23 protein-coding genes and 2 tRNA genes are annotated in these 24,508 nt (G+C 57.5%); 13 read left to right on the forward strand and 12 right to left on the reverse strand.

Annotated elements, in window-relative coordinates; genetic code table 11:
• Positions 1-139: 139 nt before the first annotated feature.
• Both cydC and cydD read right to left on the reverse strand, forming a co-directional pair.
• Positions 140-1,870: a heme ABC transporter ATP-binding protein/permease CydC gene (gene cydC / locus OKB77_RS02380; protein ID WP_201951999.1), complete on the reverse strand. Its 1,731-nt coding sequence runs from the start codon at positions 1,868-1,870 to the stop codon at positions 140-142.
• A complete protein-coding gene (cydD, locus tag OKB77_RS02385; protein WP_201951996.1) occupies positions 1,863-3,632 on the reverse strand; it encodes a heme ABC transporter permease/ATP-binding protein CydD in 1,770 nt (589 codons plus the stop codon). The genes cydC and cydD overlap by 8 nt, the downstream gene beginning before the upstream one ends.
• Positions 3,633-3,833: 201 nt before the next feature.
• Between cydD and OKB77_RS02390 the strand changes: the two genes are divergently transcribed.
• Positions 3,834-3,907, forward strand: a tRNA-Gly gene (locus tag OKB77_RS02390).
• 15 nt (positions 3,908-3,922) lie between these two features.
• Positions 3,923-3,997 (forward strand) — tRNA-Gly (locus tag OKB77_RS02395).
• Between the two features lie 161 nt (positions 3,998-4,158).
• On the opposite strand, the gene arcA is transcribed toward OKB77_RS02395, so the two are convergent.
• Positions 4,159-4,878, reverse strand: a complete 720-nt coding sequence (arcA, locus tag OKB77_RS02400) for a two-component system response regulator ArcA (RefSeq protein ID WP_005338193.1) — start codon at positions 4,876-4,878, stop codon at positions 4,159-4,161.
• 396 nt (positions 4,879-5,274) lie between these two features.
• Between arcA and OKB77_RS02405 the strand changes: the two genes are divergently transcribed.
• Both OKB77_RS02405 and OKB77_RS02410 read left to right on the forward strand, forming a co-directional pair.
• On the forward strand, positions 5,275-5,682 hold the full coding sequence (locus OKB77_RS02405) for a DUF3293 domain-containing protein (RefSeq protein WP_201951993.1): 408 nt from the start codon (positions 5,275-5,277) through the stop codon (positions 5,680-5,682).
• 42 nt (positions 5,683-5,724) lie between these two features.
• Entirely contained in the window at positions 5,725-6,204 is a 480-nt protein-coding gene (locus OKB77_RS02410) for a putative 4-hydroxy-4-methyl-2-oxoglutarate aldolase (RefSeq protein ID WP_118854119.1), read from the forward strand.
• Positions 6,205-6,207: 3 nt separating this feature from the next.
• On the opposite strand, the gene OKB77_RS02415 is transcribed toward OKB77_RS02410, so the two are convergent.
• Positions 6,208-6,687: a hypothetical protein gene (locus tag OKB77_RS02415; protein WP_064338427.1), complete on the reverse strand. Its 480-nt coding sequence runs from the start codon at positions 6,685-6,687 to the stop codon at positions 6,208-6,210.
• Positions 6,688-6,844: 157 nt separating this feature from the next.
• On the opposite strand from OKB77_RS02415, the gene OKB77_RS02420 reads away from it, so the two are divergent.
• The 7 genes from OKB77_RS02420 to OKB77_RS02450 all read left to right on the forward strand — a co-directional run bounded on the left by OKB77_RS02420 (position 6,845) and on the right by OKB77_RS02450 (position 13,257).
• Positions 6,845-7,243 carry an META domain-containing protein gene (locus OKB77_RS02420; protein ID WP_005359119.1) on the forward strand — a complete coding sequence of 133 codons (399 nt, stop codon included), beginning with the start codon at positions 6,845-6,847 and terminating at the stop codon, positions 7,241-7,243.
• Positions 7,244-7,482: 239 nt separating this feature from the next.
• Positions 7,483-7,851: an ArsR/SmtB family transcription factor gene (locus tag OKB77_RS02425; protein ID WP_005338181.1), complete on the forward strand. Its 369-nt coding sequence runs from the start codon at positions 7,483-7,485 to the stop codon at positions 7,849-7,851.
• A 4-nt stretch (positions 7,852-7,855) separates the two neighbouring features.
• Positions 7,856-8,224: an arsenite efflux transporter metallochaperone ArsD gene (arsD, locus tag OKB77_RS02430; protein ID WP_167564785.1), complete on the forward strand. Its 369-nt coding sequence runs from the start codon at positions 7,856-7,858 to the stop codon at positions 8,222-8,224.
• A 27-nt stretch (positions 8,225-8,251) separates the two neighbouring features.
• Positions 8,252-10,015 carry an arsenical pump-driving ATPase gene (gene arsA, locus OKB77_RS02435; RefSeq protein WP_201951990.1) on the forward strand — a complete coding sequence of 588 codons (1,764 nt, stop codon included), beginning with the start codon at positions 8,252-8,254 and terminating at the stop codon, positions 10,013-10,015.
• Between the two features lie 109 nt (positions 10,016-10,124).
• Positions 10,125-11,189: an ACR3 family arsenite efflux transporter gene (arsB, locus tag OKB77_RS02440; RefSeq protein WP_201951986.1), complete on the forward strand. Its 1,065-nt coding sequence runs from the start codon at positions 10,125-10,127 to the stop codon at positions 11,187-11,189.
• 75 nt (positions 11,190-11,264) lie between these two features.
• Positions 11,265-11,690 carry a glutaredoxin-dependent arsenate reductase gene (gene arsC / locus OKB77_RS02445; RefSeq protein ID WP_201951983.1) on the forward strand — a complete coding sequence of 142 codons (426 nt, stop codon included), beginning with the start codon at positions 11,265-11,267 and terminating at the stop codon, positions 11,688-11,690.
• A gap of 358 nt (positions 11,691-12,048) precedes the next feature.
• Positions 12,049-13,257 (forward strand): NupC/NupG family nucleoside CNT transporter, encoded by a 1,209-nt coding sequence (locus tag OKB77_RS02450; protein ID WP_201951980.1) that lies wholly within the window; start codon positions 12,049-12,051, stop codon positions 13,255-13,257.
• A 77-nt stretch (positions 13,258-13,334) separates the two neighbouring features.
• Here the strand turns inward: OKB77_RS02450 and OKB77_RS02455 are convergent, their stop codons facing one another.
• A complete protein-coding gene (locus OKB77_RS02455; protein ID WP_103251343.1) occupies positions 13,335-15,434 on the reverse strand; it encodes a hypothetical protein in 2,100 nt (699 codons plus the stop codon).
• Positions 15,435-15,875: 441 nt separating this feature from the next.
• Here OKB77_RS02455 and OKB77_RS02460 point away from each other — a divergent pair, with 441 nt between their 5' ends.
• On the forward strand, positions 15,876-16,025 hold the full coding sequence (locus tag OKB77_RS02460) for a hypothetical protein (protein WP_005338159.1): 150 nt from the start codon (positions 15,876-15,878) through the stop codon (positions 16,023-16,025).
• Positions 16,026-16,204: 179 nt separating this feature from the next.
• Here OKB77_RS02460 and OKB77_RS02465 read toward each other — a convergent pair whose 3' ends face one another.
• Entirely contained in the window at positions 16,205-16,981 is a 777-nt protein-coding gene (locus OKB77_RS02465) for a BPL-N domain-containing protein (RefSeq protein WP_201951977.1), read from the reverse strand.
• 334 nt (positions 16,982-17,315) lie between these two features.
• On the opposite strand from OKB77_RS02465, the gene OKB77_RS02470 reads away from it, so the two are divergent.
• Positions 17,316-17,843 (forward strand): metal-dependent hydrolase, encoded by a 528-nt coding sequence (locus tag OKB77_RS02470; RefSeq protein WP_201951974.1) that lies wholly within the window; start codon positions 17,316-17,318, stop codon positions 17,841-17,843.
• 188 nt (positions 17,844-18,031) lie between these two features.
• On the opposite strand, the gene OKB77_RS02475 is transcribed toward OKB77_RS02470, so the two are convergent.
• From OKB77_RS02475 to trpCF, 6 genes are all read right to left on the reverse strand, one after another.
• The gene (locus OKB77_RS02475) at positions 18,032-18,895 is read right to left on the reverse strand and encodes a hypothetical protein (RefSeq protein WP_127908154.1); all 864 of its coding nucleotides are present in this window, start codon (positions 18,893-18,895) and stop codon (positions 18,032-18,034) included.
• A complete protein-coding gene (locus OKB77_RS02480; RefSeq protein ID WP_201951968.1) occupies positions 18,896-19,711 on the reverse strand; it encodes a HipA family kinase in 816 nt (271 codons plus the stop codon). It lies immediately after the preceding gene.
• Between the two features lie 214 nt (positions 19,712-19,925).
• Positions 19,926-20,306 (reverse strand): hypothetical protein, encoded by a 381-nt coding sequence (locus OKB77_RS02485; RefSeq protein ID WP_019445644.1) that lies wholly within the window; start codon positions 20,304-20,306, stop codon positions 19,926-19,928.
• Between the two features lie 646 nt (positions 20,307-20,952).
• Positions 20,953-21,759 carry a tryptophan synthase subunit alpha gene (trpA, locus tag OKB77_RS02490; protein WP_201951963.1) on the reverse strand — a complete coding sequence of 269 codons (807 nt, stop codon included), beginning with the start codon at positions 21,757-21,759 and terminating at the stop codon, positions 20,953-20,955.
• Positions 21,756-22,949, reverse strand: a complete 1,194-nt coding sequence (gene trpB / locus OKB77_RS02495; RefSeq protein ID WP_201951960.1) for a tryptophan synthase subunit beta — start codon at positions 22,947-22,949, stop codon at positions 21,756-21,758. The genes trpA and trpB overlap by 4 nt, the downstream gene beginning before the upstream one ends.
• A 69-nt stretch (positions 22,950-23,018) precedes the next feature.
• Entirely contained in the window at positions 23,019-24,440 is a 1,422-nt protein-coding gene (gene trpCF / locus OKB77_RS02500) for a bifunctional indole-3-glycerol-phosphate synthase TrpC/phosphoribosylanthranilate isomerase TrpF (RefSeq protein WP_234922472.1), read from the reverse strand.
• Positions 24,441-24,508: the final 68 nt, after the last annotated feature.

The raw sequence follows: 24,508 nt of genomic DNA on the forward strand, positions 1-24,508 counted from the left end.
GAGGACAGTAGAAATGCGCAGGCGCTCCATGTCGGCATCTTGTTGAATAATGAGGGGGACATTATAGGGGCCAGCCGCCTGCGGCGACCAGCCCCGTTTTGCGCCCGGTTGTCAGGGTGTGAGCCCCATCAGGCTGATATCAAACCGGAGCCAGTCGCTGATAGAGGCTGCGGTAGTAATCATCCCCAAGCAGCTCGTCATGAGGGGCGCAGAGGCGGATCTGTCCCTCTTCCATCAGGGCAATCCGGTCCATCTGCTCCATCCCCAGCAGACGGTGGGAGATGAGCAGCAAGGTGCGATCTGCCCCGAGCCGGAACAGCAGCTCCATGATCTCCCGCTCGGTCTGGCTGTCGAGCCCTTCGGTCGGTTCGTCCAGCAGCCAGAGCGGCGCATCGTGCAGCAGGGCGCGGGCGATGCCGATACGGCGACGCTCACCACCGGAGAGGGGGCGGCCGCCGTCACCGAGCCAGGCGTCAAGGCCCGCCTCATCTTCCAGCAGATTGGCCAGTCCGACCTGGGTCAGTACCGCAATCAGCTGCTCGTCAGTGGTGGTCGGGGCGGCCAGCTTGAGGTTGCCCCTCAGGGTATCGGCAAACAGATGCACCCGCTGGCTCACCACCGAGATGGAGGCGCGCAGCGCCCCTTCGCTGTAGTCGGTGAGCGGCTTGCCACCCAGCAGGATCTTGCCCGCCTGCGGGCTCCACTCCCGGGTCAGCAGCCCCATCAGGGTCGATTTGCCGCAGCCGGTCTGGCCCAGCAGCGCCAGCTTCTCACCGGCGTGCAGTTGCAGGGTGCAGCCACGCAGCACCGGCTGGGGGTTGCCGGGGTAGCCAAAATAGAGGTCATTGATCTGCAGCGCACCAACGGTGGCATGGGTCTGTTCGTCGCCCCACACGGGGGCTTTGGCATCTTGCAGGATCTCGTTCAGGCGGCGTGCCGAGGTAAGACTGGTGGAGAGGTGCTGGAAAGCCCCCGCCAGCGGCATCAGTGCCTCGAAGCTTGCCAGGGTGGCAAAGACCATCAGTGCGGTAATGGGGTCGGGCGCAGCACCCGCTACCCCATGACCGGCCAGCCAGAGCATCAGGGTCAGGGTCCAGCCGCTCAGCAGTTGCACCGAGAAGTTGGCCAGCCCGCTCACCTTGGCCATGCGGGCCTGCGCGACCAGCAGCGCCTGTTCAGCCTGTTGCAGCTCAACCAGCGCCTTGGGGGCGGCGGCAAACATTTGCAGTTCGGCCTGACCATCCAGATAGTCCACCATCCGGGTGCGCAGGGTCGATTTTTCGGCAATCAGCGCCTGACCGGGGCGACGGCCGAGGAAGTAGAACACCAGCGGCAGGGCAATCATGCCAAATAGCAGAATGGCCCCCAGGGTGAGGGCGAGACGGTTGTCGAAAAACGACAGGAAGAAGACCAGTCCGGCGGTACTGAGCAGGGCCGCGCCTATGGGGGTGATCAGCCGCAGATAGACGTGATCCATCGCATCGATGTCGGCCACCAGTCGGTTGAGCAGATCCGCCTGACGGAAACCGGCCAGGGTACCGGTGGATAGCGGCGAGAGTTTCTGCCAGAACCAGACCCGCAGTCGGGTCAGCACCCGGAAGGTGGCATCGTGGCTCACGACCCGCTCACCCCAGCGACCGGCGGTACGGACGATGGAGAAGAAGCGCACCCCGCCTGCAGGGGTCATGTAGTTAAAGGCATGGGTCGTCGCAACGGTCATTCCCGCCACGGCGGCGGCGGAGAGGAACCAGCCGGAGAGGGAGAGCAGCCCCATGCCGGCGGCCAGGGTCACCAGCGCCAGCAGCAAACCAATGGTGAGGCTGAGCCAGTGTTGGCGATAGAGGCGCAGAAACGGCAACAGATCACTCATCGAGAGAACCTCCGGAACGTTGGGAGAGCAGGCGGGCAAAAGGCCCCTGCCCAGAACTAAGTTGCTGGAAGCTGCCTTGCTCCACCAGCTGGCCGCGGGCCAGCACCATTATCTTGTCCATCTTGGTAAGCTGGTCGAGACGGTGGGTGATCATCAGCAGGGTCTGGCCAGCCATCGCCTGCTCAAGAGTGGTCATGATGGCGCGTTCGGAGTGGCGGTCCAGACTGGCGGTCGGTTCATCGAGCACCATCAGCTGGGTTGATTTGAGCAGGGTGCGCGCCAGTGCGAGGCGCTGGGCCTGACCGACCGAGAGGCCGCCTGCCTGATCGCCGACCGGATAGTCGAGCCCCTTCTCCATGGCAAATTCCCACGCCTGCGCCCGTTTCAGGGCATCTTCCAGCTCGGCGTCGCTGGCCGTCGGTTTGGCCAGCAGCAGGTTGTCGCGCAAGGAGGCGTGGAACAGCTGTGGGTTCTGCGAGAGCCAGCCCAGCTGCAGGCGCCACTGGCTCATGTCGAGGGTGGCGAGCTCCTGCCCGTTGACCTTGAGCTCACCGCGATAGGGGGCAAAGCCGAGCAGGGCGTTGACCAGCGAGCTCTTGCCTGCGCCGCTGACGCCGATGAGGGCGGTGCGCGAACCGGCTTCCAGGGTGAAGTCGATGGGGCCGACCAGCACCTTGCCTTCGGCGCTCAGCACTTCAAGTCCTTTGGCTTCTACCTTGACCGGGCTGTCGGCATGGAACGGCGCCGTGCCTGCGGCCGGTTCGCTCACCTCGGCTTCGAGGAATTCCAGCAGCTGCTCGGCAGCGCCAATGGCCTGCGCCTTGGCGTGGTAGTGGGCACCCAGTTCCCGCAGCGGGGCGTAGAACTCGGGGGCGAGAAACAGCACGAACAGGCCGGTAAAGAGGGTGACCTTTACCCCATAGCTACCAAAGTTCAGATGGTCGATATAAGAGAAGCCAAAGTAGACGGCAACCAGCGCCACAGAAATGGCTGCGAAGAACTCCAGCACGGCGGTGCTCAAAAACGCCAGGCGCAGCACCTCCATGGTGCGCTCGCGAAAATCTTCCGAGGCGTCGCGAATGGCGTCACCTTCTGCCTGGGTACGCATAAAGAGTTGCAGGGTACGCAGCCCCTTCAGCCGATCGAGGAAGTGGCCGGAGAGGCGAGCCAGCGCCTGAAAATTGCGGCGGTTGGCATCGGCGGCGCCCACACCCACCAGGATCATAAAGATGGGGATGAGGGGCGCAGTGCCGAGCAGGATCAGACCTGCCGCCCAGTTGACCGGGAATACCGCCACCAGAATGACCACCGGAATAAAGACGGCGATGGCCATCTGCGGCAGATAGCGGGAGAAGAAATCCTGCATGTTTTCAATCTGTTCCAGCAGCAGGCTGGCCCAGCTACCGGCCGGACGGCGCTGTATATAGGCTGGGCCGAGACGGCTCAAGCGCGTGAGCACCAGTTGGCGGATGGTCTGGCGCACCGCGCTGCCCGCCTTGAAACTGGCCACTTCGCGGCCATAGGCCAGCGCCGCTTTGCCAAGCGTCACCAGCAGCAGGGTAATAAAGAGCGTGATGGATTGCTCAGGCGTTGAGCCTTCGATGATAAAGCCGTGCAACAGGGTCGCCAGCAGCCAGGCTTGCGCCACTATCAGAATGCCCTGGCCAAGGCCAAAAGCGATGGATATCGTGATCCAGCGGCGACCGTGACTCGATTGCTTGCGCAACCAGCCATAGAGACGTTTTTGCGTTTTTTTATCCATTACCACCATCCTCGCGTCGAGTGGCGCAAGACTATCCTTGCCGTTTGGCCTTGGCAACCTTGTAAATTATCTGTGTTGAAAATGTTTGATTGAAAAAGCAACCGTTTGTTCAATCCTTGTCCGAACAGATTGATTTATTGAAAAAAGTGGCAAAGGCGCCATTGCGCTCGGCGGCAAAATGCATATAGTAGGAGCCCTGACGCGGGTGTAGTTCAATGGTAGAACGGTAGCTTCCCAAGCTGCATACGTGGGTTCGATTCCCATCACCCGCTCCAAATTTCAGATGCCAGGCGGGCATCGTATAATGGCTATTACCTCAGCCTTCCAAGCTGATGATGCGGGTTCGATTCCCGCTGCCCGCTCCAGCTTCAAAACAAAAAGCCCACTCCTGCGAGTGGGCTTTTTGTTTTTCATCTATCCTGTGCGCCGTTCGACGTCACGCTCACGGTTTCTCAGCTTTAAGGCAAACCGCAGAGACAGAAAAGGCGCCCGAGGCGCCTTTTCAGATCAACAGCGTAGCGGGAGCTTATTCCTGCTCCAGCTCACCACAGAAACGGTAGCCTTCGCCGTGGATGGTGGCGATGATCTCCGGAGTATCGTTGACGCTTTCGAAGTGCTTGCGAATGCGACGGATGGTCACATCGACGGTTCGGTCGTGGGGCTTGAGCTCACGGCCGGTCATCTTCTTCAGCAGCTCGGCGCGGGTCTGGATCTGGCCCGGGTTTTCGCAGAAGTGCAGCATGGCGCGGAACTCGGAGCGCGGCAGCTTGAACATGTCGCCAGTCGGGCTAACCAGTGCGCGGCTGTTGATATCCAGCGCCCAGCCGTTGAACAGGTAACGCTCAACCAGCTTCTTCTCTTCGCCACCGGCTGCCACGTTCATGGTGCGGCTCAGCAGGTTGCGGGCACGGATAGTCAGTTCGCGCGGGTTGAACGGCTTGGTGATGTAATCATCGGCGCCGATCTCCAGACCCAGGATCTTGTCCACTTCGTTGTCACGACCGGTTAGGAACATCAGGGCGATGTTGTCGTTCTCACGCAGCTCACGGGCCAGCAGAAGGCCGTTCTTGCCCGGCAGGTTGATGTCCATGATCACCAGATTGATGGTGTGGGAAGTGAGGGCCTGGTGCATTTCGTCGCCGTTGTTGGCTTCGAGCACGATGTAGCCTTCGGCTTCAAAAATGCTTTTCAGGGTATTGCGTGTGACCAGCTCGTCTTCGACGATCAGAATGTGTGGTGTTTGCATGAGTATTCCCAGATTCTTATCAGTTAATTATCTTAAATTTAACACTCTTTGGCGTTTCAAACCGATTTCCTGACTGATCCTGAAAATTTATTACGTCATCCTGGGTATGAGAGTCAGGTCGGAATATCGCGAATTAGGCATCAGTACCGGCAAGTATCCCTGTGCCACTTATAGGTTCCCGACAAGTCTGGTCGAGCAGAGCCTGGAAAGGTCGTCCATTACGAAAGTGGCCGCATTTTATCAGTTAACAGGAGCATAACAACACTCTTTGCCGTCAGATAGCAACTTTTTAACTCTGATTTGATATAGGTCAAACCCTGGTACAGCTGCATCATACTTGGCCTGAACCGGGTTTTCGCCCCTACAAAATGTAATGGAATGTAACATGTGATTGACATGAATTTGTGGGAAAACTACAAGAAAATCTGCTTTATCGCGCCATTTGAGCCACCAGACTGGTCTGCCTTTGCCATCATCACAGCCTGGAATCCGGCCAGCCAGTGGGTCACACAACGACGCAATATGCGGCGGGAACGGGCGCTGTGGCGCCATCTGATCGTGGATTTGCAGGTGCCCGTGGTGGGGCCGTTTTGGGGATCTGACCCGGACGAACGCTGGCAGGAGTCATCGCTGGCGGTGGCGCTATCCCTGCCACAAGCCCGTCAGCTGGCTGCCCGTTTTGGCCAGAACGCCATCTACTGGGTGGAGGATGGCCAGCTCTGGCTGATACCAGTATTGATGGATAAATCAGCAGTTTGTCTGGGCAATATTGAATCCTTCTGGATTGCCAGAAACCTTGCCTGATGAAAGAATGAACACTTTCATGCATCTGAAAGGAATCAAATCATGCTGGATCTCCTGCCTGACCTCTGCGATCAACATGGCGACTTGCTGCAAGTGGCCGACCCGGTGTTTCAGGATTTTGGCGGCAAGGCCCTCTTTTATGGTCGCGCCGTAACGCTCTCCTGTTATGAAGACAACAGTCTGGTGCGGGATCTGGTGACCCGCCCCGGTCACGGCAAGGTGATGGTGATCGACGGCGGCGGCTCGCTGCGCCGTGCGCTGCTTGGCGATCAACTGGCGGTCAAGGCGGTGGAGCAGGGGTGGGAGGGGATCCTGATCCACGGCGCGGCGCGGGATGTGGGCACCCTGGCGACATTGGCGCTCGGGGTCAAGGCGCTGGCGGCCTGTCCGGTCAAGACCGAGAAGCGGGGATTGGGAGAGCTGGGGGCCGTGGTCAGCTTTGCCGGTGTGACCATCCACGAAGGGGATTACGTCTATGCGGATCGCAACGGCGTGGTGGTGAGCGCCACGCCGCTGTTGTGATCATCAGAAGTTGAAGCCGACCCCCAGACTCAGTGCCTGATCGGCAGTGATGGCGCTGACCCCGTAGTTGGCGGTGAGGGAGAGTCTGGGGGTCAGCAGCAGGCTGGAGTTGAGCTCCAGCAGGGTGCTGGCCTTGTTGAGATCAAGATGCTTGATCTGGCTGCCGATATTGAATGCCGGAGAGAGCTGGTAGCGTACCCCCGAACTCATATTGAAACCGGATGTGCGATTCTGATCCGCAACCGCCGGGCCCGCTTCCATAAAGAGGGTCACATCATCCACCACCGGATATTGATAGCCGCTATTGACCAGCCAGAGATCAAAACTGTCGCTGTGATGGCTATGGCCATTGAGCAACACACCCGAGTAACTTTTGACATAGAGAGACGGGTTGGATTGCGGCTGAACCACTGCCCAGTCGGCGGCCTGTGCGGCCATGCTGGCGCAGGTTGCAAGCAGTGTGATGATGAGTGATTTGACCATTCGTTTCCCCTCCCTGGGTCCGGAACTGAGCCTAAGCATGGCACATGCCAGCTGGTAGTAAAGTGAAGGGAGATCACAATAAAATCCTTTGGCATGGGCGTCAGCCATGATAAACAGGCTGCCGTATTGATGGCTCTAATCATTAAGAGGTGAATCCATGAACAAGAAACTGACTCTGCTGGCCGCGCTGGCACTGGGAGGCTGCGCAATGGCAACAGGTTCCAGCATGGCTCAACTGCAAGCATCCAGCTGGCAGCTGCAAGGCGCCACCGGCGATACCTTCACCCTGCAAGTGGTCGACGGCAAGGTGGCGGGCAAGGGCGGCTGCAACCGCTATTTTGGCGGCATCACCAAGCAGGGTGACGGTGTCTTGACGCTGGGCGCCATGGGCTCCACTCGCATGATGTGCATCGGCGACGCCATGAACAAAGAGACCGAGTTCCTGCAAAAGCTGGAGAAGGTGGCAACCTACTCCATCAACGGCAACCAGCTGACCCTGAGCGATGCCAACAAAGCGGCCCTGCTCACCTTTAACGCTGTGCCTGCTGCCAAATAAGGCACGCGTTTGTCTGATTGCCCCGACAGTTCTGACTGTCTGATACGCCCTCCCTCTGGAGGGCGTCTGTTTATCTGCGATGAACCCTGTGTGGTCTTCCGCTACTGTTGTTCACTCGTCGATTCTCCAGTCAGCCCGGTTTGATACCAGAATCTCGTATCTTCGCTTCGGTACGTATCTTGATCATTTCAATAATTCTTGTATAGTTGAAATGAAAGGTCGCACCAAGGGGAGTGAAGATGAACAAAGAGATGGCCACCAAGGTCTTTGAATCGCTGGCATCCGGCATCCGGCTCGATGTATGGCGGCTGCTGGTGAAGGCCGGGCTGGAGGGGCGGGTCGCCGGTGAACTGGCCAGCGAGCTCGATATTGCCCCCAATACCCTCTCGTTTCACCTCAAGGCGATGCTCAACACCGGTCTGCTGTCGGTGGAGCAGGAGGGGCGCTTTCTGCGCTACCGCGCCAATATTCCCCTGATGCTGGATGTGATCGCCTACCTTACCGAGGAGTGCTGCGCCGGTCATCCCGAGGCGTGCGGCGTGATGCGTGCCGAGTCAGCCTGCTCCCCCCATGTTCTGCCTGCGCAGCCCTGCTGCAACAAGGAGTAATGCCATGTCCTCCATTCAGATTTTTGATCCCGCCCTCTGCTGCTCCAGCGGTGTCTGCGGTACCGAGGTTGATCAGGCACTGGTCACCTTCGCAGCAGACCTCGCCTGGGCCAAGGAGCAGGGCGTTGCCATCGAGCGTTTCAATCTGGCCCAGCAGCCGATGCAGTTTGCCGAGACACTTGCCGTCAGCGCTTTTCTGACCCACGCCGGGGAGGAGGGGTTGCCACTGGTGCTGGTGGAGGGGCAGGTGGTGTTGACCGGTCGTTATCCGAGCCGCAGCGAGCTGGCTCGTTATGCCGGGCTGCCTGCGCCACAAGCGGCCATCAAGGGGATCGTCAAGGGCGGCTGCTGCTCTGGCAGCGGTTGCTGCTGAGTCGCGACGCACCATTCGGGAGAGGCTATGTATCATTTTCTGACCAATCCACCGCCGTTTCTCTTCTTCACCGGCAAGGGGGGGGTGGGCAAGACCTCGCAGGCCTGCGCCAGTGCGGTGGCTCTCTGTGATATTGGCAAGCGGGTGCTGCTGGTGAGCACAGATCCTGCCTCCAACGTGGGGCAGGTGTTTGCCACCGAGATCGGCAATCGCGTTACCGCCATCGCCGCTGTGCCCGGTTTGTCGGCGCTGGAGATAGATCCCCCCGCGGCGGCCAAAGCTTATCGGGAGCGGATCGTCGGGCCGGTGCGCGGCAAGTTGCCCGAGAGCGTGGTGCGCAGCATCGAGGAGCAGCTCTCCGGCGCCTGCACCACCGAGATCGCCGCCTTTGACGAGTTCACCGCCCTGCTGACCGACCAAACACTGCTGGCCGAGTATGACCATATCGTCTTTGATACGGCCCCAACCGGTCACACCATCCGGCTGCTGCAACTGCCGGGCGCCTGGAGCGAATTTCTGGAGCAGGGCAAGGGGGATGCCTCCTGCCTCGGCCCGCTGGCGGGGCTGGAGAAACAGCGCAGCCAGTATGCCGACGCGGTCGCCGCACTGGCTGATGCTGCCCGCACCCGCTTGGTGCTGGTGGCGCGGGCCCAGCAATCCACTCTGCGGGAAGTGGCCCGCACCCACGAGGAGCTGGCCGCCATCGGCTTGCTGAATCAGCAGTTGGTGATCAATGGCCTCTTCCCCGAAGGCGCCATTGCCGCAGATCCGCTGGCAATGGCGCTCTGGCAGCGCGAGCAACAGGCTCTCGCTCAGATGCCGCAGGGGATAAAGGGGCTGGCGCAGGATCATATCCCGCTGCTGGCCACCAATCTGGTGGGGGTCGACAGTTTGCGCCTGTTGCTGCAATCAGAGGGAACAACCGCTCAATCCCCGACAGTACAGTCCACTGTCAAGCATACCCAGCCTGAGTTGAGTTCACTGGTGGACGAGCTGGCCGCCGATGGTCACGGCCTCATCATGCTGATGGGCAAGGGCGGGGTGGGCAAAACCACCCTAGCGGCTGCCGTGGCGGTGGAGCTGGCGAGCCGCGGTTTGCCGGTGCACCTCACCACCTCGGATCCCGCCGCGCACCTGAGCGAGACGCTGGCAGCTAGTCTGCATCATCTGGAGGTGAGCCGCATCGACCCCCACGCCGAGACCGCGCGTTACCGCGCCCAGGTGCTGGCCACCAAGGGGGCGGCCCTGGACGAGCAGGGGCGGGCGTTGCTGGAGGAGGACTTGCGCTCCCCCTGTACCGAGGAGATCGCCGTGTTTCAGGCCTTCTCGCGCATCATTCGCGAGGCGGGCAAGCGCTTCGTGGTGATGGATACTGCCCCCACCGGCCACACCCTGCTGCTGCTCGACGCCACCGGCGCCTACCACAGGGAGATCGCTCGCCAGATGGGAAACAAGGGGCTGCACTTCACCACCCCCATGATGCAGTTGCAGGATCCCAAACAGACCAAGGTGTTGATTGTGACGCTGCCCGAGCCGACGCCAGTGCAGGAGGCGGCCAATCTGCAATCCGATCTGCGCCGGGCCGGCATCGAGCCCTGGGGCTGGCTTATCAACCACAGCTTGCAGCAAGCTGCGGTCAGCTCACCGCTGCTGCAACTGCGGGCCGAGCGCCAGTTGCCCCATATCGAAGCGGTCGAGCAGCAACATGCCAGCCGCTACGCCGTGGTGCCGCTGCTCGCCGAGGAGCCGGTGGGGCCCGATGCCCTGCGCCGCCTCTGCCAGCACCATTGAGTCGCCGCCCCGGCCAGCAGCCGGGGCGGCTTGAATATGCCGTTACTTGTTATAAACCCGTGTTTTGAACCAATAGAAGATGCGGGATTGCGCCGCATCGGGAGCTGTGATGTCTGCAACATGTGATGCCAAGGCCGTGCCTGCCATCGGCTTTTTTGAACGTTATCTGACCGCCTGGGTCGCCCTCTGCATTCTGGTGGGGATTGGCCTCGGGCAGGGGTTGCCGGATCTCTTCAAGGCGATCGGTGCCATGGAGGTGGCCAAGGTCAACCTGCCGGTGGGGCTGCTAATCTGGGTGATGATCATCCCCATGCTGCTCAAGATCGATTTTGGCGCCCTGCATCAGGTGAAGGGCCACATGAAGGGTATTGGGGTCACCCTCTTTATCAACTGGCTGGTCAAACCCTTCTCCATGGCCTTCCTCGGCTGGCTCTTTATCCGCGTGCTGTTTGCCGACTGGCTGCCGGCGGATCAGCTCGACAGTTACGTAGCGGGCCTGATCCTGCTGGCGGCGGCCCCCTGCACCGCCATGGTGTTTGTCTGGAGTCGCCTCACCAACGGCGATCCCTACTTCACCCTGTCGCAGGTGGCGGTGAACGACGTCATCATGGTGTTTGCCTTCGCACCGCTGGTGGCGCTGCTGCTCGGGGTCTCCAGCATCATAGTGCCGTGGGATACCCTGCTCACCTCTGTGGTGCTCTATATCGTCATCCCGGTCATCATCGCCCAACTGCTGCGCAAGGCTTTGCTGAAAAAGGGTGAGGCCCATTTTGATGGCGTCATGACCCGCATCCAGCCCTGGTCGGTGGCGGCCCTGCTGCTCACTCTGGTGCTGCTGTTCGCCTTTCAGGGCAACGCCATCATCGAGCAGCCGCTGGTTATCGCCCTGTTGGCGGTGCCCATCCTGATCCAGGTGCTGTTCAACTCGGGATTGGCTTACTGGCTCAACCGCAAGGTGGGGGAGAAGCACTCGGTTGCCTGTCCTTCCGCCCTGATCGGCGCCTCCAACTTCTTCGAACTGGCGGTGGCCGCCGCCATCAGCCTGTTCGGCTTTCACTCCGGCGCGGCGCTCGCCACCGTGGTCGGGGTGCTGATCGAGGTGCCGGTCATGCTGCTGGTGGTGCGGGTGGTTAACGCCAGCAAACCCTGGTACGAAGCGGGGCTGGGCCGTTAACTGATGGCCGCTAACAGCTGGCCGCGAACTGATGCTATCGATTTTCTATTCACTTGATTAATGAGAGACACGCAAATGAGTGCAATCACCATCTATCACAACCCGGAATGTGGTACCTCCCGCAACACCCTGGAGCTGATCCGCAACAGCGGCGTGGAACCTACTGTCATCCACTATCTGGAGACGCCCCCCTCCCGTGACCAGCTGGTGGCGCTGATCGCCGCCATGGACATGCCGGTGCGCGATCTGCTGCGCAAGAACGTGCAACCCTACGAGGCGCTCGGTCTGGCGGAAGATCGTTTCAGCGATGATGAACTGATCGATGCCATGCTGGCCCACCCCATCCTCATCAACCGGCCTATCGTGGTCACGCCTCTTGGCACCAAGCTGTGCCGTCCGTCGGAAGTGGTGCTCGATATTCTGCCCGATCAGCAAAAAGGGGCCTTCGCCAAGGAGGATGGCGAGCAGGTGGTGGATGCGAGCGGCAAGCGCCTCAAGTAATCATCTGAACGCTCAAGTACGGATTGAAACAGGGCCAGCTTCACGCTGGCCCTGTTTCGTTGTGTGAACAAGTTGAAAAAGTTACTCCGGCCAATCGTTTTACCGCTTTTTCTGTGACGATGATCACTGTACCATCGCCGCCCGACCTGCCACCCGGCCGCATCTCCCCCTGCGACGGCGCTGGCGTCACCCGATACATGCTGTCACCCGGAACGTGAATGACCCCAGGATGGGACCCGCCACTAACCTGTAGGTTTGTGGTCTGCGTGTCGCGTGGGTCGGCACCTCTCCCGCCGGATCGCCCGCGACGCCTGTCTGCAGACTTGCCATATGAAACTCCTCTCTTCATAGGTGCAAGATGACACTGTTATTGAGTCTGGTCGGTATGCTGGCCCTGATGTTTATCGCCTGGCTGGCGAGTGAAAGCCGCCGAGCCATCCGCTGGCGAACCGTGCTGGGTGCGCTCGCCCTGCAAACCGGTTTTGCTGCACTGGTGCTCTATTTCCCCCCCGGACAAATCATGCTCGGTTCCATGAGCAATGGCGTCTCCGCCCTGCTCGGCTTCGCCGACAGCGGCATCCGTTTCGTGTTTGGCGATCTCGCCAGCAACGGCTTTATCTTCGCCGTGCGGGTGCTGCCGCTGGTGATCTTTATCAGCGCTCTGATCGCCGTGCTCTACCACTTCGGCATCATGCAGTGGGTGATCCGGGTATTGGGCGGTGCCATTCACCGCCTGCTCGGCACCAGCCGCGCCGAATCCCTGGTGGCCACCGGCAATATCTTCCTCTCGCAAGGGGAGTCGCCGCTGCTTATTCGCCCCTTCCTCGCTGGTATGACCCGTTCCGAACTCTTTGCGGTGATGACCTGCGGCATGGCCTCGGTGGCGGGCTCGGTGCTGGGCGGTTACGCCGGTCTGGGTGTGGATCTGAAATACCTCATTGCCGCCTCCTTTATGGCGGCGCCGGGTGGCCTGTTGATGGCCAAACTGCTGGTGCCGGAGCAGCAGCAGGTGAGCGATCAGACCGAGATCACCCTCGACAAGAGTGACTACAGCAACGCCATTGACGCGCTGGCGGGTGGCGCCATGGGCGGCATGAAGATCGCCGTTGCCATCGGCACCATCCTGCTCGCCTTTGTCAGCGTGATTACCATGATCAACGCCGGTCTCACCACCGTCGGCGAGTGGTTCGGCTGGGCCGATCTCTCCCTGCAGCAGCTGCTGGGCTATCTGTTTGCTCCGGTGGCCTGGCTGATTGGCGTGCCCGCCAGCGAGATGATGGCGGCAGGATCCCTGATTGGTCAGAAGGTGATCATGAACGAGTTCGTTGCCTATCTGGACTTTGCCAATATCAAGGCAGATCTGAGCGCTCACACCCAGATCATCATCACCTTCGCCCTCTGCGGTTTTGCCAATCTGGGCTCCATTGCGGTGCAGCTTGGCTCCATCGGCACCATGGCACCGGAGCGCCGTCACGATGTGGCCAATATGGGCTTCAAGGCTGTGTTGGCGGCGACCCTCGCCAACCTGATGAGCGCCACCCTGGCCGGGATCTTTGTCTCCCTCTGATGAGATAAAACGAGGCTGCGTCAGTAAAAAAGCGCCCGCCCCATCTGGGGCGGGCGCTTTGCTTTCTGGGCAGGGTGCTAGCGAGCGTTCGCTTCCCCCAGCCGTGGGTTGAGGGAGAGAATGCGGGTCTTGCTGACCCGGTGGCGATAGATCTCCCGCAGATAGAGCAGCGCCTTTTTCACCGATTCGCGACTGAGGCGAATATCGTTGATGGAGACGAACTTCTCTTTCTCGCGGATAAGCTCCCGATATTTCTTCTCATACATGGGCTTGATGGCGTACCAGTTGGTATCGAGGATCTTGGCCGGGTTCTCGAACTCGTTGAGCATGCTGTCGAGCAGTGTGTCGTTCCACTCCTCATTGCAGATCATCTCGATCACCGCCTTGTCCAGATGCTCATCGAAGCGATAGTGATCCTTGGCAAAGCAGCGCTTGATAAAGGCCACGATCAGGGTCAGGAAGTCATCGCTCAGGCAGGGGCTCTTGACGATCAGGGTGGTGAGGGAGATGTTGGCCGACGCTCCGATGACCAGCGCATAGCGCTTGAGGGTGGTATTGGGGAAGAGCCCGTTGAGGTGAGACTTGAGCCGGTTGAGATCCATATAGGAGAGCTTGTACTCCTTGGGCAGGGAGATGATCGACACCACCGATGAGCAGTTCTTGAAGAAGTGCAGCTCGTTGAGGTGGGCCGGGTCATGGCCACTTTTCACATAGTCGTCCAGATACTCCCGATAGTTGCCCGCCTCGATGGGCAGCAGACTGATCCCCTCGATGGCCTGGGTCATCTTGTTGAAGTGGGGCAGCTCGATGGAACGGGTGAAGAGATCGTCCACATTAAGCCCGTCCTCCTTGTCAAACAGGCCGCCGGGGGGCGAGATGGACTCGGCATACGCCACCGCCACCGGCCCAGCCAGACTCATAAAGAGGTCGTTGGCATCGAGCCGAATGGTCTCGCTGATGTCGATGCCCGCCCGGCGAAAGTAGTTCTCGTCGTAGTCGGTGGTGACGGCCTGGGCGGTGAGGATGTTGAAGATCTGCTGGGAGATGTACTGGTTGGCGTACTTCTCCATGGTGTTGACGTCAACGTGCTGGATCTCGCCATCGTCGCTCTCTTCGGCGTAGCGCATGATGTCGTTGGAGATCAGCATCATGGCATTCCAGGGCCTGATCCGCTTGAGCATGCTGGCATCGCACGCCTGCTCGTTGTCGAAGTGATAGGAGAAGTCCCACTCCTCGGCCAGATACTTGCACAGCAAACGCCCGGCGTTGATGTGCAGCGCTTCCGAGATCTCGATACCCCGATCACAGATGTTGGGCAGGATGCAGATGCCGCTGGTGAAGATGGGATCGAACATGAAGTGCTCCCCGAGGGAGAGGTGCTCCTCCTCTTCTGACGGGGGGGAAAAGGTCTTGCTCATGTAGGAGTACTGCTGGGCCAGCCCGAATTCGGAGGCCATGCCGGAGCCGGTGCCGCCCCCGGCGCTGAAGATGTAGAAATAGAGGCGGGACTGGTTGGCCTTGATGCCGCAGGAGTCCACCAGATAGGTATGAATGGCCTGCCACTCCGAGTTGGCGAAGTAGTGGGGGCTCTTGTTGAGGATGATCTTGGCCAGATACTGACCCAGGATGGGGGCGTTACCCGCGCCTCCCGCATGGATCTCCGACAAGTCCATCACCCGCATCTTGGCGTAGTCACGCAAGGAGCCACCTTCGCCGCTGCGATTGGAGTGGCGGATGCGGCCATCGATGTCCTTGTCCAGATCCCCCAGCATCACCATGGGCTCGATCAGAAAGACCGGCCGGGCCCCGTTGTTTGGTAGCCGCAGATTGCGCCGGATCCAGCTTACCGGACCAAACTCCTTCTCCCGCTTGCGTTGCTCTTCACTGTTGAACTCATTGAGATAAAAGCTGCGGGCGTTGTAGACCAGCGAGGCCACATCCTGCGCGATGTTGGAGCCGCAGCGTCCCAGCCCCACCAGACAGACGGACGGAAAGTTGTGGGGCACGGTGGCGCCCGTTTCGCTCTCTCCGATGGCGGCCGGAAACACCGCGTGGCGCAGCTGTTCCAGATTGGCAAGAATGCGGGCCAGGTCCCCTTCGGTGTAGTAGAGGTAACGGTTGCCTGCGTCCTGCTCATCATCCGTGCTGATAGGTAGCAGATCGATATGCTCGGTCATGAAAAAAGATCCCTCTTGGCGGCGAATGTATATAAATCAGCAGCTTTGGACTGCCCGCTAACTCTAGATGATAAAAAGCGGGGGCGCGGTGAGAGGAGGGCGAGAGTTGTGACTGTGTGATCATGGGCACAGCAACACGCTGGAAATCAGCCGGTACCCCGCACTGGACGGATGGGGCAACGGCGCCCCATTCCCCTGAAAAGGGGACGACCACACTCAACAACGTGTTGGCCGCGTGCCGGATTATCCCGCTCTGAGCGGTCTGTTTCCCTCGCGCTGGCGTGGTGGAATAAACACGAAAAGAATTTTTAGATTGGTTTTAGCACTTCCAATCGATTATTTGATTGGGCAGTAACGGCATTAGCGGTGTCAGATTAGGGGTGCAGGTTGGCCAACGCGCCGTCAGCCAGTCTTTACGCGGTCACACAAGGAGACACTCTGATGGAAACACTTGACCAGAAAATCGACACCATGCGAGAAGCATTTATGCAGCAGGAGCGCAAACAGGCCCACGACAAGTGGCAAGCCAGGGTCGAGGAGCTGCTACAGATACGGGGTGAGGAGAGACAACCGGAGGAGCAGGAAGAGTAGTGCTCGTTCCCGGGCGAAAGTTGAGGTAGCGAACCCTTCGTATCGGCTACCCGTTATCTACCACCGATAAAAAACCACCGACCTTCAAAGGTCGGTGGTTTTTTATGGATTGCGGCCGATTGGATGGCCTGACTTCCTGGCCGAGCAATGGGGTCACATCCAGGGGCGTAGGGGCGCGCCTACTTCGAATCGGTGACGGGCTCTTCGGAGAGCAACTCGTTGACGAATCCAACTGCTAAATGAATATTCGACTCCATCTTGTCGCCGTCCACCGCATTCTCTTTCCACGATTCGGGGGCTTCGGGGTGTGGCCCGGAAACGGCCACCTTGCCTTTCCCGTATGAGCTGATCAGCGCGGCAATCTGATGGTTTTGAAAATGGGCGATAACCTTGATCTGCTCGGGGCTTGGCACCGGCGTAAATTGCGGACCGGCCTGGTAATACATCTGGCGCTCTTCGCCAAGCCAGGTGATCGGGAAGATCCTGGCGCTAAAGTCGCCGTCATAATCATCGGATGTGGCAGGGACGAGGCCCAGCGCCGGCACAAAGCCTTCGTCCTCAGACCAGCCAGTGGATGCCACAAAGGCCCCCCCACAGATCCCGAGGTAGCGGCCACCGTTTTGCAAATAGGTTTTTAATGCCGAGCGCGCGTCTGCGGTGAAGGCGTTGAGGAGCGGCTCAACATCGTCCTCAGTGCCGCCAACGATAAACACCCTGGCATTATCGAGCTCTGCAGGCAGCGCCTCGATATTGGAGAGATACCTGACTGGCAAGCCCACCTGCTTGACCACATCCGCAATCGCCTTGGTGCTATCCCCATCAGAAACCGGCCCGTTATAGATCAGCGCATACGGCTCTTGCTGCGGCAGCGCAGAGGCGGCCTCTGCCATGCATCCTGTCATTAACCAAAGGCTGATAACGCTCGCAATCCGCACGACGCTTTTTGATACATTCATCGCTGCCACTATCCCTGTGATGTGAATCGAAGAGACTACTTATCACGATCCCGCTCTGTATGTCAGCCGCTGTTAAATGAACATTTCAAGTTAACGCGCCAACGCTGATTGGGCCTGCGTTCGACACACAACGAACGAGCCAATACAGAGGGACAAACCACAGGATTTCGGCCCCTGCTTCGGAGCGCGTGCAACAGCTTTCCTGTGTGACGCCTCTTCTGGCTGATGGCTAAGGATTTGAGGGGGAATACAGCAACATAAGAGGGGGCACTTCACCTTCACTTCACCGAGCGGGGGTAGGGTAGCCTCACGTTTTCAGTTGGAGCTTCACTTTATGCCCACCATCGTCACCCACGCCGCCGTCCCTCTCTGCCTTGGTCTCGGGCTTGGCAGCCGGATTATCCCGCCGCGCCTGCTGCTGGCTGGGGTCGCCATCGCCATGCTGCCCGATGCCGATGTGCTCGCCTTCAAACTGGGGGTCGCCTACGGCCATGTCTTTGGCCACCGCGGCTTTACCCACTCACTGCTGTTTGCCTTTGCCTTGCCCACACTGGCCATGCTGTTTCACCGCCAATTTCGGGCCAGCGCCGCCACCATCTGGTCGTTTCTGCTGGTCTCTCTGCTTTCCCACAGCCTGCTCGATTCCCTCACTACCGGCGGCAAGGGGGTTGGCTGGCTCTGGCCGTGGCGTGACGAGCGTTTCTTCGCCCCCTGGCAGGTGATCCGTGTCGCCCCCTTCAAGTGGGAGGCCTACCTCACCGCCAGAGGTGAGGCGGTGATCCTCTCCGAGCTCTACTGGGTCTGGCTGCCGGGGGTTGTGTTGATGCTGGTGTTGATGGGGTGGCGGGTGTGGGGGAGGTAGGAGTGAGATTGAAAGGGGGGAATATATCGTAATCAAAACAGGGCTCCCACCTTTGTGTTTTGGCTATATAGTTTTTTGCCAGAAAGCTGGGGCCCTGACTTTTAAAATTACCGTCGAATAAAAATCAACGATTTAATAAAAAGAACCAAGAGGAATAAGTCACTTTTAAATAATGCTAATGCTAATGCTCATGCCACATTAGCCCACAAGCATATCTCGTCCGCTAAGCCATTAATAGATGTGTGCCCTCCAACTGAAATACCTTGCTTGTTCATGTGCCAATTGAATTTATCAAGTGTGTTTTCGATTGATATCACTTGCTCTTTATTTAAGTTTTCGACCTCATCGCCAGGCATTAATATGAATACTGATGCTTTATTTCCTTTCCCTAACTTAACCGCTGCTTCTACATCTCTAGCCGCTTTTAATAGGTTAAGTTCTATTCTTTGGACATTTGAATAAACAGTTGAAGCAAGTCCACCAACAAGACTTTTATTGTCTCGGAAGGGTACAAACAATTCATGGGAACCCAGTGAATCATTAATTAGTATGGAGCTATCAGCGGGAACAAACTGTTCAAACTGTAAGCCTGCCTTTATTTTTAATGCATCAACCAAACAGGTGTAAAGTTTTTCTGTATTCACAGAATTAAATCGTGCCTCACTGTTTGGAACGCGAATTTTTTTCTGCAAAGGAACCGTTTGTTCAAAAAGACTAGTTAGGATTTCGTCAACAGAAAAGCCTTGAGCATAACCTGAGTGATCATAGGTAATCTGAGGGATTGGTGAGGATTTTTTATTTTGACGTAAGCTCTCACCTACGATAGATGTGACAAGTTCTGCATGGTAAATGCCTCGTTCACCATATAAACACTTTAATCTTTCAAAATAGCTTAATAATCGGCTATGCACTCGCCCCTGTTCGACAAAACCAACGCCAATATTTAGTTTTTCACCTGTAGCTAAATCAGGTGTCCATCTGATATTAAACCACTCACCTTTTACTAGATTGGCATCTGTACTTTGCCCCAATAATTTTTCAAGATTATTCATTTAGGCCACCAATAACCCTGTTTTGTTCTTAATCCTAGAAACACTAAGGTTTGCGCGTGCTTCAAGAAAGTGCCGAAGGTGTGATGAACAATCTTCATCAAGTAACACGTCACACCATTTAATTAACTCTTGATGTGCTTTTTTAAAAGCCTCAGGGTGGAGTTTGCTTGATTCAACTAATGCAACAGATAAAGGTAATGGAAAGTTGTTTTGATATAAACCATCAAGCAGCTTATTTTTGTACACCTTTTCAATAACTAAGTTTTCATTAGTCCACATCTCAGAAACAGGCACATTGCCATGATCAATTACATAAAAGTCATTGTACCCTTTTATCGTTATGTTTCCTGTATTTCTATCTTGATTGGCAACCCAGTCATCAAAGGCTAGCATACTTGGAAAAGATTTCCATTTCTGCAGTATCTCTATACATCGGTTATACGCAACCATGTCACTCATTTTTAGATATGTATTAGGAGTCGTACCAGACTCTTCACTTGCCCACCCCCAATAGTAGTCACCAGAACATTCAAAGTCACCTTTGAAATTGCTCTCTATAACTTCTTTAGGAATTTGTATAATGGCCACTCTTCTCGGTTGCGGTATACCGGTTGCGTGAGCAACTAGGTAGCCAGTAATTTCATTGATCAAGCCTTTGGGGTGACACTTTGGGTATACTTTTACATAGAAACGCCCAGGGGTGTTGTCAATCCACTTAACATTAGCTAAGTGTGTTGCTGCCATTATTCCATCAGACGTCCGTTCCAATGGTGCTATATACTTGTCAAACGAGAGGATTTTCACTATATCGCTCATGTATAATTTCCTTTTCGAGTATTATGTAGCGAATTTTAGTTATGTGAATTCTGTATGATTTTGGCGGCAACTTACGGTGTTTTATAGCTAACAGCTGAAATTTGCAAGATGAGTAGATATGTGTCTAATAAAGGTTTGCTCTACGTTGTTGCAATGCCTAAATAACAATTCCATAAATGCGTTATTGTACGGATTTAATGAGTGCTAAATAAATTCAAATTTCATCGAATCGGTCGTCTTCAGGCAGGTTCAAATCAAATACAATAGTGTTATTGATTATCTTAAATGACCATTCATCTTCGATACGGTCGCCTCCGCACATATCTTTGCAGCCGTAATATGCATCCCAATCATATTCAACACATGCAGTGCCAACATTATCATCAAAATTTATTGCAACTTCTGTAACTGCAAATGTATCAGTTAAAACCTCTGCACGCATATCATATTGGATGCTTACTCTTGACATTCGTTCATTAAATGCGTTGGCATTTTCCTCGATAATGTTTTTAACAACATATTCTAGTTGCTCTTCTCGGTTCTCATGTGCAATTTCAAATGAAAACTCCAAGTGCAAATTATTTTTAATGGACATGTTTATACATCTCTTACTAAAAAGTTAAGTATTCTCTGGAGCTGAAATGCTCTAATAGTGTTTATATGAATGTTAGTATTAATCCGATAATCTAGCATTCCAGATGACTACTTATAGTTATACTTAGTACCACAAATAACTTAAAGTCATACTATGGCCTGCATGCCCCTAATTTTCGGAGTATATTTTCTTGGCACCTTCTTTTGGAACCATTACCGCCATTTTACTAAATGCCATCAAGAGTTGTTCATCAACAGTCATATCTATCGATGATATTTTGAGCAGGCAAAGCTACCGCCCCTGAATTACAGCCTCCAGTTCGCTGCTGTTAACCTGCGAGATAACAACAATCGCTGTCATGGCGTTCTTCCGAGAGGTTGATTGTCATTCGGGTATCTTAAGGGGGAGGGTAGTGTGTTGAGAAGCGGGTTTTGGTGGGAATCTGTGTTGGATCAACAAATTAGTCATTAGTAGTGTTCAATGTCAGCAAATAGGGTTGCCGTAGACTCCCCTCACCCCAGGCCTCTCCCAGAGGGAGAGGGGGTAAAAAGAAAAGGGAGCCGGTCAGGCTCCCTTTCTCATGGTTATGGAGTGGTTATGCGAACTGGCAGATCAGGGTCACAACCAGCTGACCCCATAACCGACCTTATCGATTGGTCGCGGCCTTCATCCCTTCCACAAACTCTTTCAGACGAGTGAGCATATGCTCCGGGTTGTTGTGGTGTGTCTCGATGATCTTCACCACGGCGGAGCCGGAGATGGCACCGGCGGCGCCAGCGGCGATCGCTTCACGCACCTGAGCCGGTTCGCTGATGCCAAAGCCGAGCAGGGCGGGGGGCGCCTTGAACTCGCGCAATGTGTTGATGAGACCTTCCACCGGCATGCCAGCCTTGGTCTCGGCACCGGTCACACCAGCGCGGCTCACCAGATAGGTGTAACCATTGCCGAGCTCCGCCACCTGTTTCAGGGTCTCGGCGTCGCCATTGGGCGGGGCGATAAAGATGCTGTCGATGCCGAACTTGTCGGCAGCCGCCTTGTAGGGGGCGCACATCTGTACCGGCACGTCGGCCACCAGTACCGAATCCACACCTGCCTGCTGGCACTTCTCATAAAAACCGTCGATGTGGCGCACATAAACCAGATTGGCATAGACCAGCAGGCCAACGGGCAACTGCGGGTACTTGGCGCGGATGCGAGCGAGCAGCTCGAAGCAGTCGTCCGGGGTGGTGTGGCTGGCAAACGCCCGCAGGGCGGCGCCCTGAATGGTGGGGCCGTCCGCTACCGGATCGGAGAAGGGAATGCCGAGCTCGAGGGCATCGGCGCCCCCTTCGACCAGCGCATCGACGATGGCCAGTGACAATTCGGGGGTGGGGTCACCCAGCATCACGAACGGCACAAAGGCGCCCTGATTGACCGCATCCAGACGGGAGAAGAGTTGTGCGTAACGGTTCATGACAAGGTTCCTTCTTTTTCAAAAATGTCTGCCACGGTGAAGATATCTTTGTCGCCACGGCCGGAGAGGTTGACGATGAGCACCTGCTCTTTCTCCGGTTCACTGCGGGCCATCTTGAGGGCGTGGGCCAGCGCATGAGCAGACTCCAGCGCCGGGATGATCCCCTCTGATTTGGCCAGCTCCTGGAAGGCGTCCAGCGCCTCCTTGTCGGTGATGGAGACATACTCGGCACGGCCGATGGAGGCCAGATAGGCGTGCTGCGGGCCGACGGAGGGGAAGTCGAGCCCCGCCGAGACGGAGTAGGACTCCTGAATTTGCCCCTGCTTGTCCTGCATCAGGTAGGAGTGCATGCCAAAGAAGACCCCCTTGCTGCCGTGACCCAGCGGCGCACCGTGCTCGCCGCTCTCGATGCCGTGACCACCCGGCTCGACGCCGATCAGACGCACCGATGGTTCATCGATAAAGTCGGCAAACATGCCGATGGCGTTCGACCCGCCGCCGACGCAGGCGATCACCGCATCAGGCAGTCGCTCTTCCTTCTCGAAGCACTGGGCCTTGGCCTCTTCGCCGATCATCTTCTGGAACTCCCGCACGATAGTGGGGAAGGGGTGCGGGCCAGCGGCGGTGCCGAGCAGGTAGTGGGCGGTGTCGTAGTTGGCAGCCCAGTCGCGCAGCGCCTCGTTGCAGGCATCTTTCAGGGTGGCGGAGCCTGAGTGCACCGGAATGACGGTGGCGCCCATCAATTTCATACGGAATACGTTGGGTTTCTGGCGCTCGCAATCCTTGGCGCCCATATAGACCCGGCACTTGAGGCCGAGCAGGGCACAGGCCAGTGCAGTGGCGACGCCGTGCTGACCGGCACCGGTCTCGGCGATGATCTCGGTTTTGCCCATCCGCTTGGCCAGCAGCGCCTGACCCAGCACCTGGTTGGTCTTGTGGGCGCCGCCGTGCAGCAGATCTTCACGCTTCAGGTAGAGGCGGGTCTTGGTGCCCCTGGTCAGGTTGCGGGTCAGGGTGAGCGGGGTCGGGCGACCGGCATACTCGGTCAGCAGCTCCTGAAATTCGGCGATAAAGGCCGGATCATCCTTGGCATCGACGAAGGCTTTCTCCAGCTGGAGCAGGGCGGGGATAAGGATTTGGGGTACGTACATACCGCCAAATTCACCAAAAAACGGGTTGAGCAGGGTCATAGACTATTCCTTGTATTTATAGGCTAATGAGGTTCATTAATCTGGTGCATATCGGGGCGCATGGCCCGTTTACAGTTGGCGCAGGGCAGCAAACACGGCCGCCAGCTTGTGCGCATCCTTCTGGCCCGGGGCACTCTCCACCCCGGAGTTGAAATCAAGGCCGAGGCAGCCGACCTGCGCCGCCTGCAGGGCGTTATCGGGATTCAGCCCCCCCGCCAGCATCAGTTTGCTCTTGTCGAGCGTGGCCAGCATGGCCCAGTCGAACGCCTGACCGGTACCGCCGCTCTGGCTGCCGACTTTCGTATCCAGCAGCAGCCGATCCGCCGGATAGTCGAGGGCAGGCAGCGGCTCGCCGCTTGTGACTCCCACCGCTTTCCAGATCTGGCAGCCAGCCGGCAGCAGCGCACGCAGCCCCTCGATATAGGCGGCATCTTCATCACCATGCAGCTGGACAGCCGCCAAGTTCAGAGCATCCACCGTCTTGGCGATGGTGGTGGGCTGGGCATTGCGAAATACCCCCACATAGGAGAGCGGCGCGCCCGCCATCACGGCGCGGGCGGCGGGGATGTCCACATAGCGCGGGCTTTTCGCCACAAAGATCAGGCCACCAAATACCGCACCCGCCTGATGGGCGGCGGCGGCATCCTCGGCACGGGTCAGGCCACACACCTTGTTCTGGCCGAGGGTGAGCTTGCGCACCGCCGCCTCCAGATCCGGCTCGGCCATCAGGGATGAGCCCACCAGAAAGCCCTTGGCATGGTGGCGCAGATCCGCCACTTGGGCGCGGTGGTTGATGCCGGACTCGCTGATCACCACCCGATCGCTCGGAATATCTCTGGCCAGCTGTTTGGTGCGGTTGAGATCGACGCTCAAATCCCGCAGATCCCGGTTATTGATGCCGATCACCGGCGCCCCCAGCGCGATGGCGCGGGTCAGCTCCTCCTCGTTGCTCACCTCGGTGAGCACGCCAAGGCCCAGCTCTTTGGCCACCGCGAACAGGGCGCGATAGCCCTCGTCGGTGAGCACCGAGAGCATCAGCAGGATGGCGTCCGCCTGATAGTGGCGGGCCAGATAGACCTGGTAGGGGTCAATCATGAAATCCTTGCAGAGCACCGGTTGCGATACGCGGCTGCGCACCCGTGGCAGGAAGGCGAAATCCCCCTGAAAGAACTTCTCGTCGGTCAGCACCGAGATGGCGGTGGCGTATTTGCCATAGATGTCGGCGATGGCCTCCGGGCTGAAATCGTCGCGGATCAAGCCCTTGGAGGGGGAGGCCTTCTTGCACTCCAGAATAAAGCGGGTGGAGCCCGCCTTGAGCGCACCGACAAAATCCCGATCGCTTGGGGTCAGCGCGCTCTGGAAGCTCTCCAGTGGCTGGGCCAGCTTGCGGGCGGCAACCCACTCCTGTTTGGCCGCCACGATCTTGCCGAGAATGGTCTGGCTGATGGAGGCCATGTTCAGAAAAGCATGGGGGGCAATAAGGTCTGACATCTCGTTATCCTTGCGAAACTGGGTACTGCCCTGCGGGCGATCTGAGCTAGTGCCTGAGTGAGTGCCGT

Source organism: Aeromonas sp. Y318-3 (genome assembly GCF_027706185.1).
Lineage (GTDB): Bacteria > Pseudomonadota > Gammaproteobacteria > Enterobacterales > Aeromonadaceae > Aeromonas > Aeromonas veronii.

Excerpts from the sequence above, each read along its gene's own strand:
- OKB77_RS02475 (WP_127908154.1), bottom strand. The coding sequence starts at position 18,895 with ATGAATAATCTTGAAAAATTATTGGGGCAAAGTACAGATGCCAATCTA.
- arsA (WP_201951990.1), top strand. The coding sequence starts at position 8,252 with ATGTATCATTTTCTGACCAATCCACCGCCGTTTCTCTTCTTCACCGGC.
- OKB77_RS02455 (WP_103251343.1), bottom strand. The coding sequence starts at position 15,434 with ATGACCGAGCATATCGATCTGCTACCTATCAGCACGGATGATGAGCAG.
- trpB (WP_201951960.1), bottom strand. The coding sequence starts at position 22,949 with ATGACCCTGCTCAACCCGTTTTTTGGTGAATTTGGCGGTATGTACGTA.
- OKB77_RS02485 (WP_019445644.1), bottom strand. The coding sequence starts at position 20,306 with ATGTCCATTAAAAATAATTTGCACTTGGAGTTTTCATTTGAAATTGCA.
- trpA (WP_201951963.1), bottom strand. The coding sequence starts at position 21,759 with ATGAACCGTTACGCACAACTCTTCTCCCGTCTGGATGCGGTCAATCAG.
- OKB77_RS02415 (WP_064338427.1), bottom strand. The coding sequence starts at position 6,687 with ATGGTCAAATCACTCATCATCACACTGCTTGCAACCTGCGCCAGCATG.
- OKB77_RS02470 (WP_201951974.1), top strand. The coding sequence starts at position 17,316 with ATGCCCACCATCGTCACCCACGCCGCCGTCCCTCTCTGCCTTGGTCTC.
- OKB77_RS02405 (WP_201951993.1), top strand. The coding sequence starts at position 5,275 with ATGAATTTGTGGGAAAACTACAAGAAAATCTGCTTTATCGCGCCATTT.
- OKB77_RS02480 (WP_201951968.1), bottom strand. The coding sequence starts at position 19,711 with ATGAGCGATATAGTGAAAATCCTCTCGTTTGACAAGTATATAGCACCA.
- arsB (WP_201951986.1), top strand. The coding sequence starts at position 10,125 with ATGTCTGCAACATGTGATGCCAAGGCCGTGCCTGCCATCGGCTTTTTT.
- OKB77_RS02425 (WP_005338181.1), top strand. The coding sequence starts at position 7,483 with ATGAACAAAGAGATGGCCACCAAGGTCTTTGAATCGCTGGCATCCGGC.
- arsD (WP_167564785.1), top strand. The coding sequence starts at position 7,856 with ATGTCCTCCATTCAGATTTTTGATCCCGCCCTCTGCTGCTCCAGCGGT.
- cydC (WP_201951999.1), bottom strand. The coding sequence starts at position 1,870 with ATGAGTGATCTGTTGCCGTTTCTGCGCCTCTATCGCCAACACTGGCTC.
- OKB77_RS02465 (WP_201951977.1), bottom strand. The coding sequence starts at position 16,981 with ATGAATGTATCAAAAAGCGTCGTGCGGATTGCGAGCGTTATCAGCCTT.
- OKB77_RS02420 (WP_005359119.1), top strand. The coding sequence starts at position 6,845 with ATGAACAAGAAACTGACTCTGCTGGCCGCGCTGGCACTGGGAGGCTGC.
- trpCF (WP_234922472.1), bottom strand. The coding sequence starts at position 24,440 with ATGTCAGACCTTATTGCCCCCCATGCTTTTCTGAACATGGCCTCCATC.
- OKB77_RS02450 (WP_201951980.1), top strand. The coding sequence starts at position 12,049 with ATGACACTGTTATTGAGTCTGGTCGGTATGCTGGCCCTGATGTTTATC.
- arsC (WP_201951983.1), top strand. The coding sequence starts at position 11,265 with ATGAGTGCAATCACCATCTATCACAACCCGGAATGTGGTACCTCCCGC.
- OKB77_RS02460 (WP_005338159.1), top strand. The coding sequence starts at position 15,876 with ATGGAAACACTTGACCAGAAAATCGACACCATGCGAGAAGCATTTATG.
- cydD (WP_201951996.1), bottom strand. The coding sequence starts at position 3,632 with ATGGATAAAAAAACGCAAAAACGTCTCTATGGCTGGTTGCGCAAGCAA.
- arcA (WP_005338193.1), bottom strand. The coding sequence starts at position 4,878 with ATGCAAACACCACACATTCTGATCGTCGAAGACGAGCTGGTCACACGC.
- OKB77_RS02410 (WP_118854119.1), top strand. The coding sequence starts at position 5,725 with ATGCTGGATCTCCTGCCTGACCTCTGCGATCAACATGGCGACTTGCTG.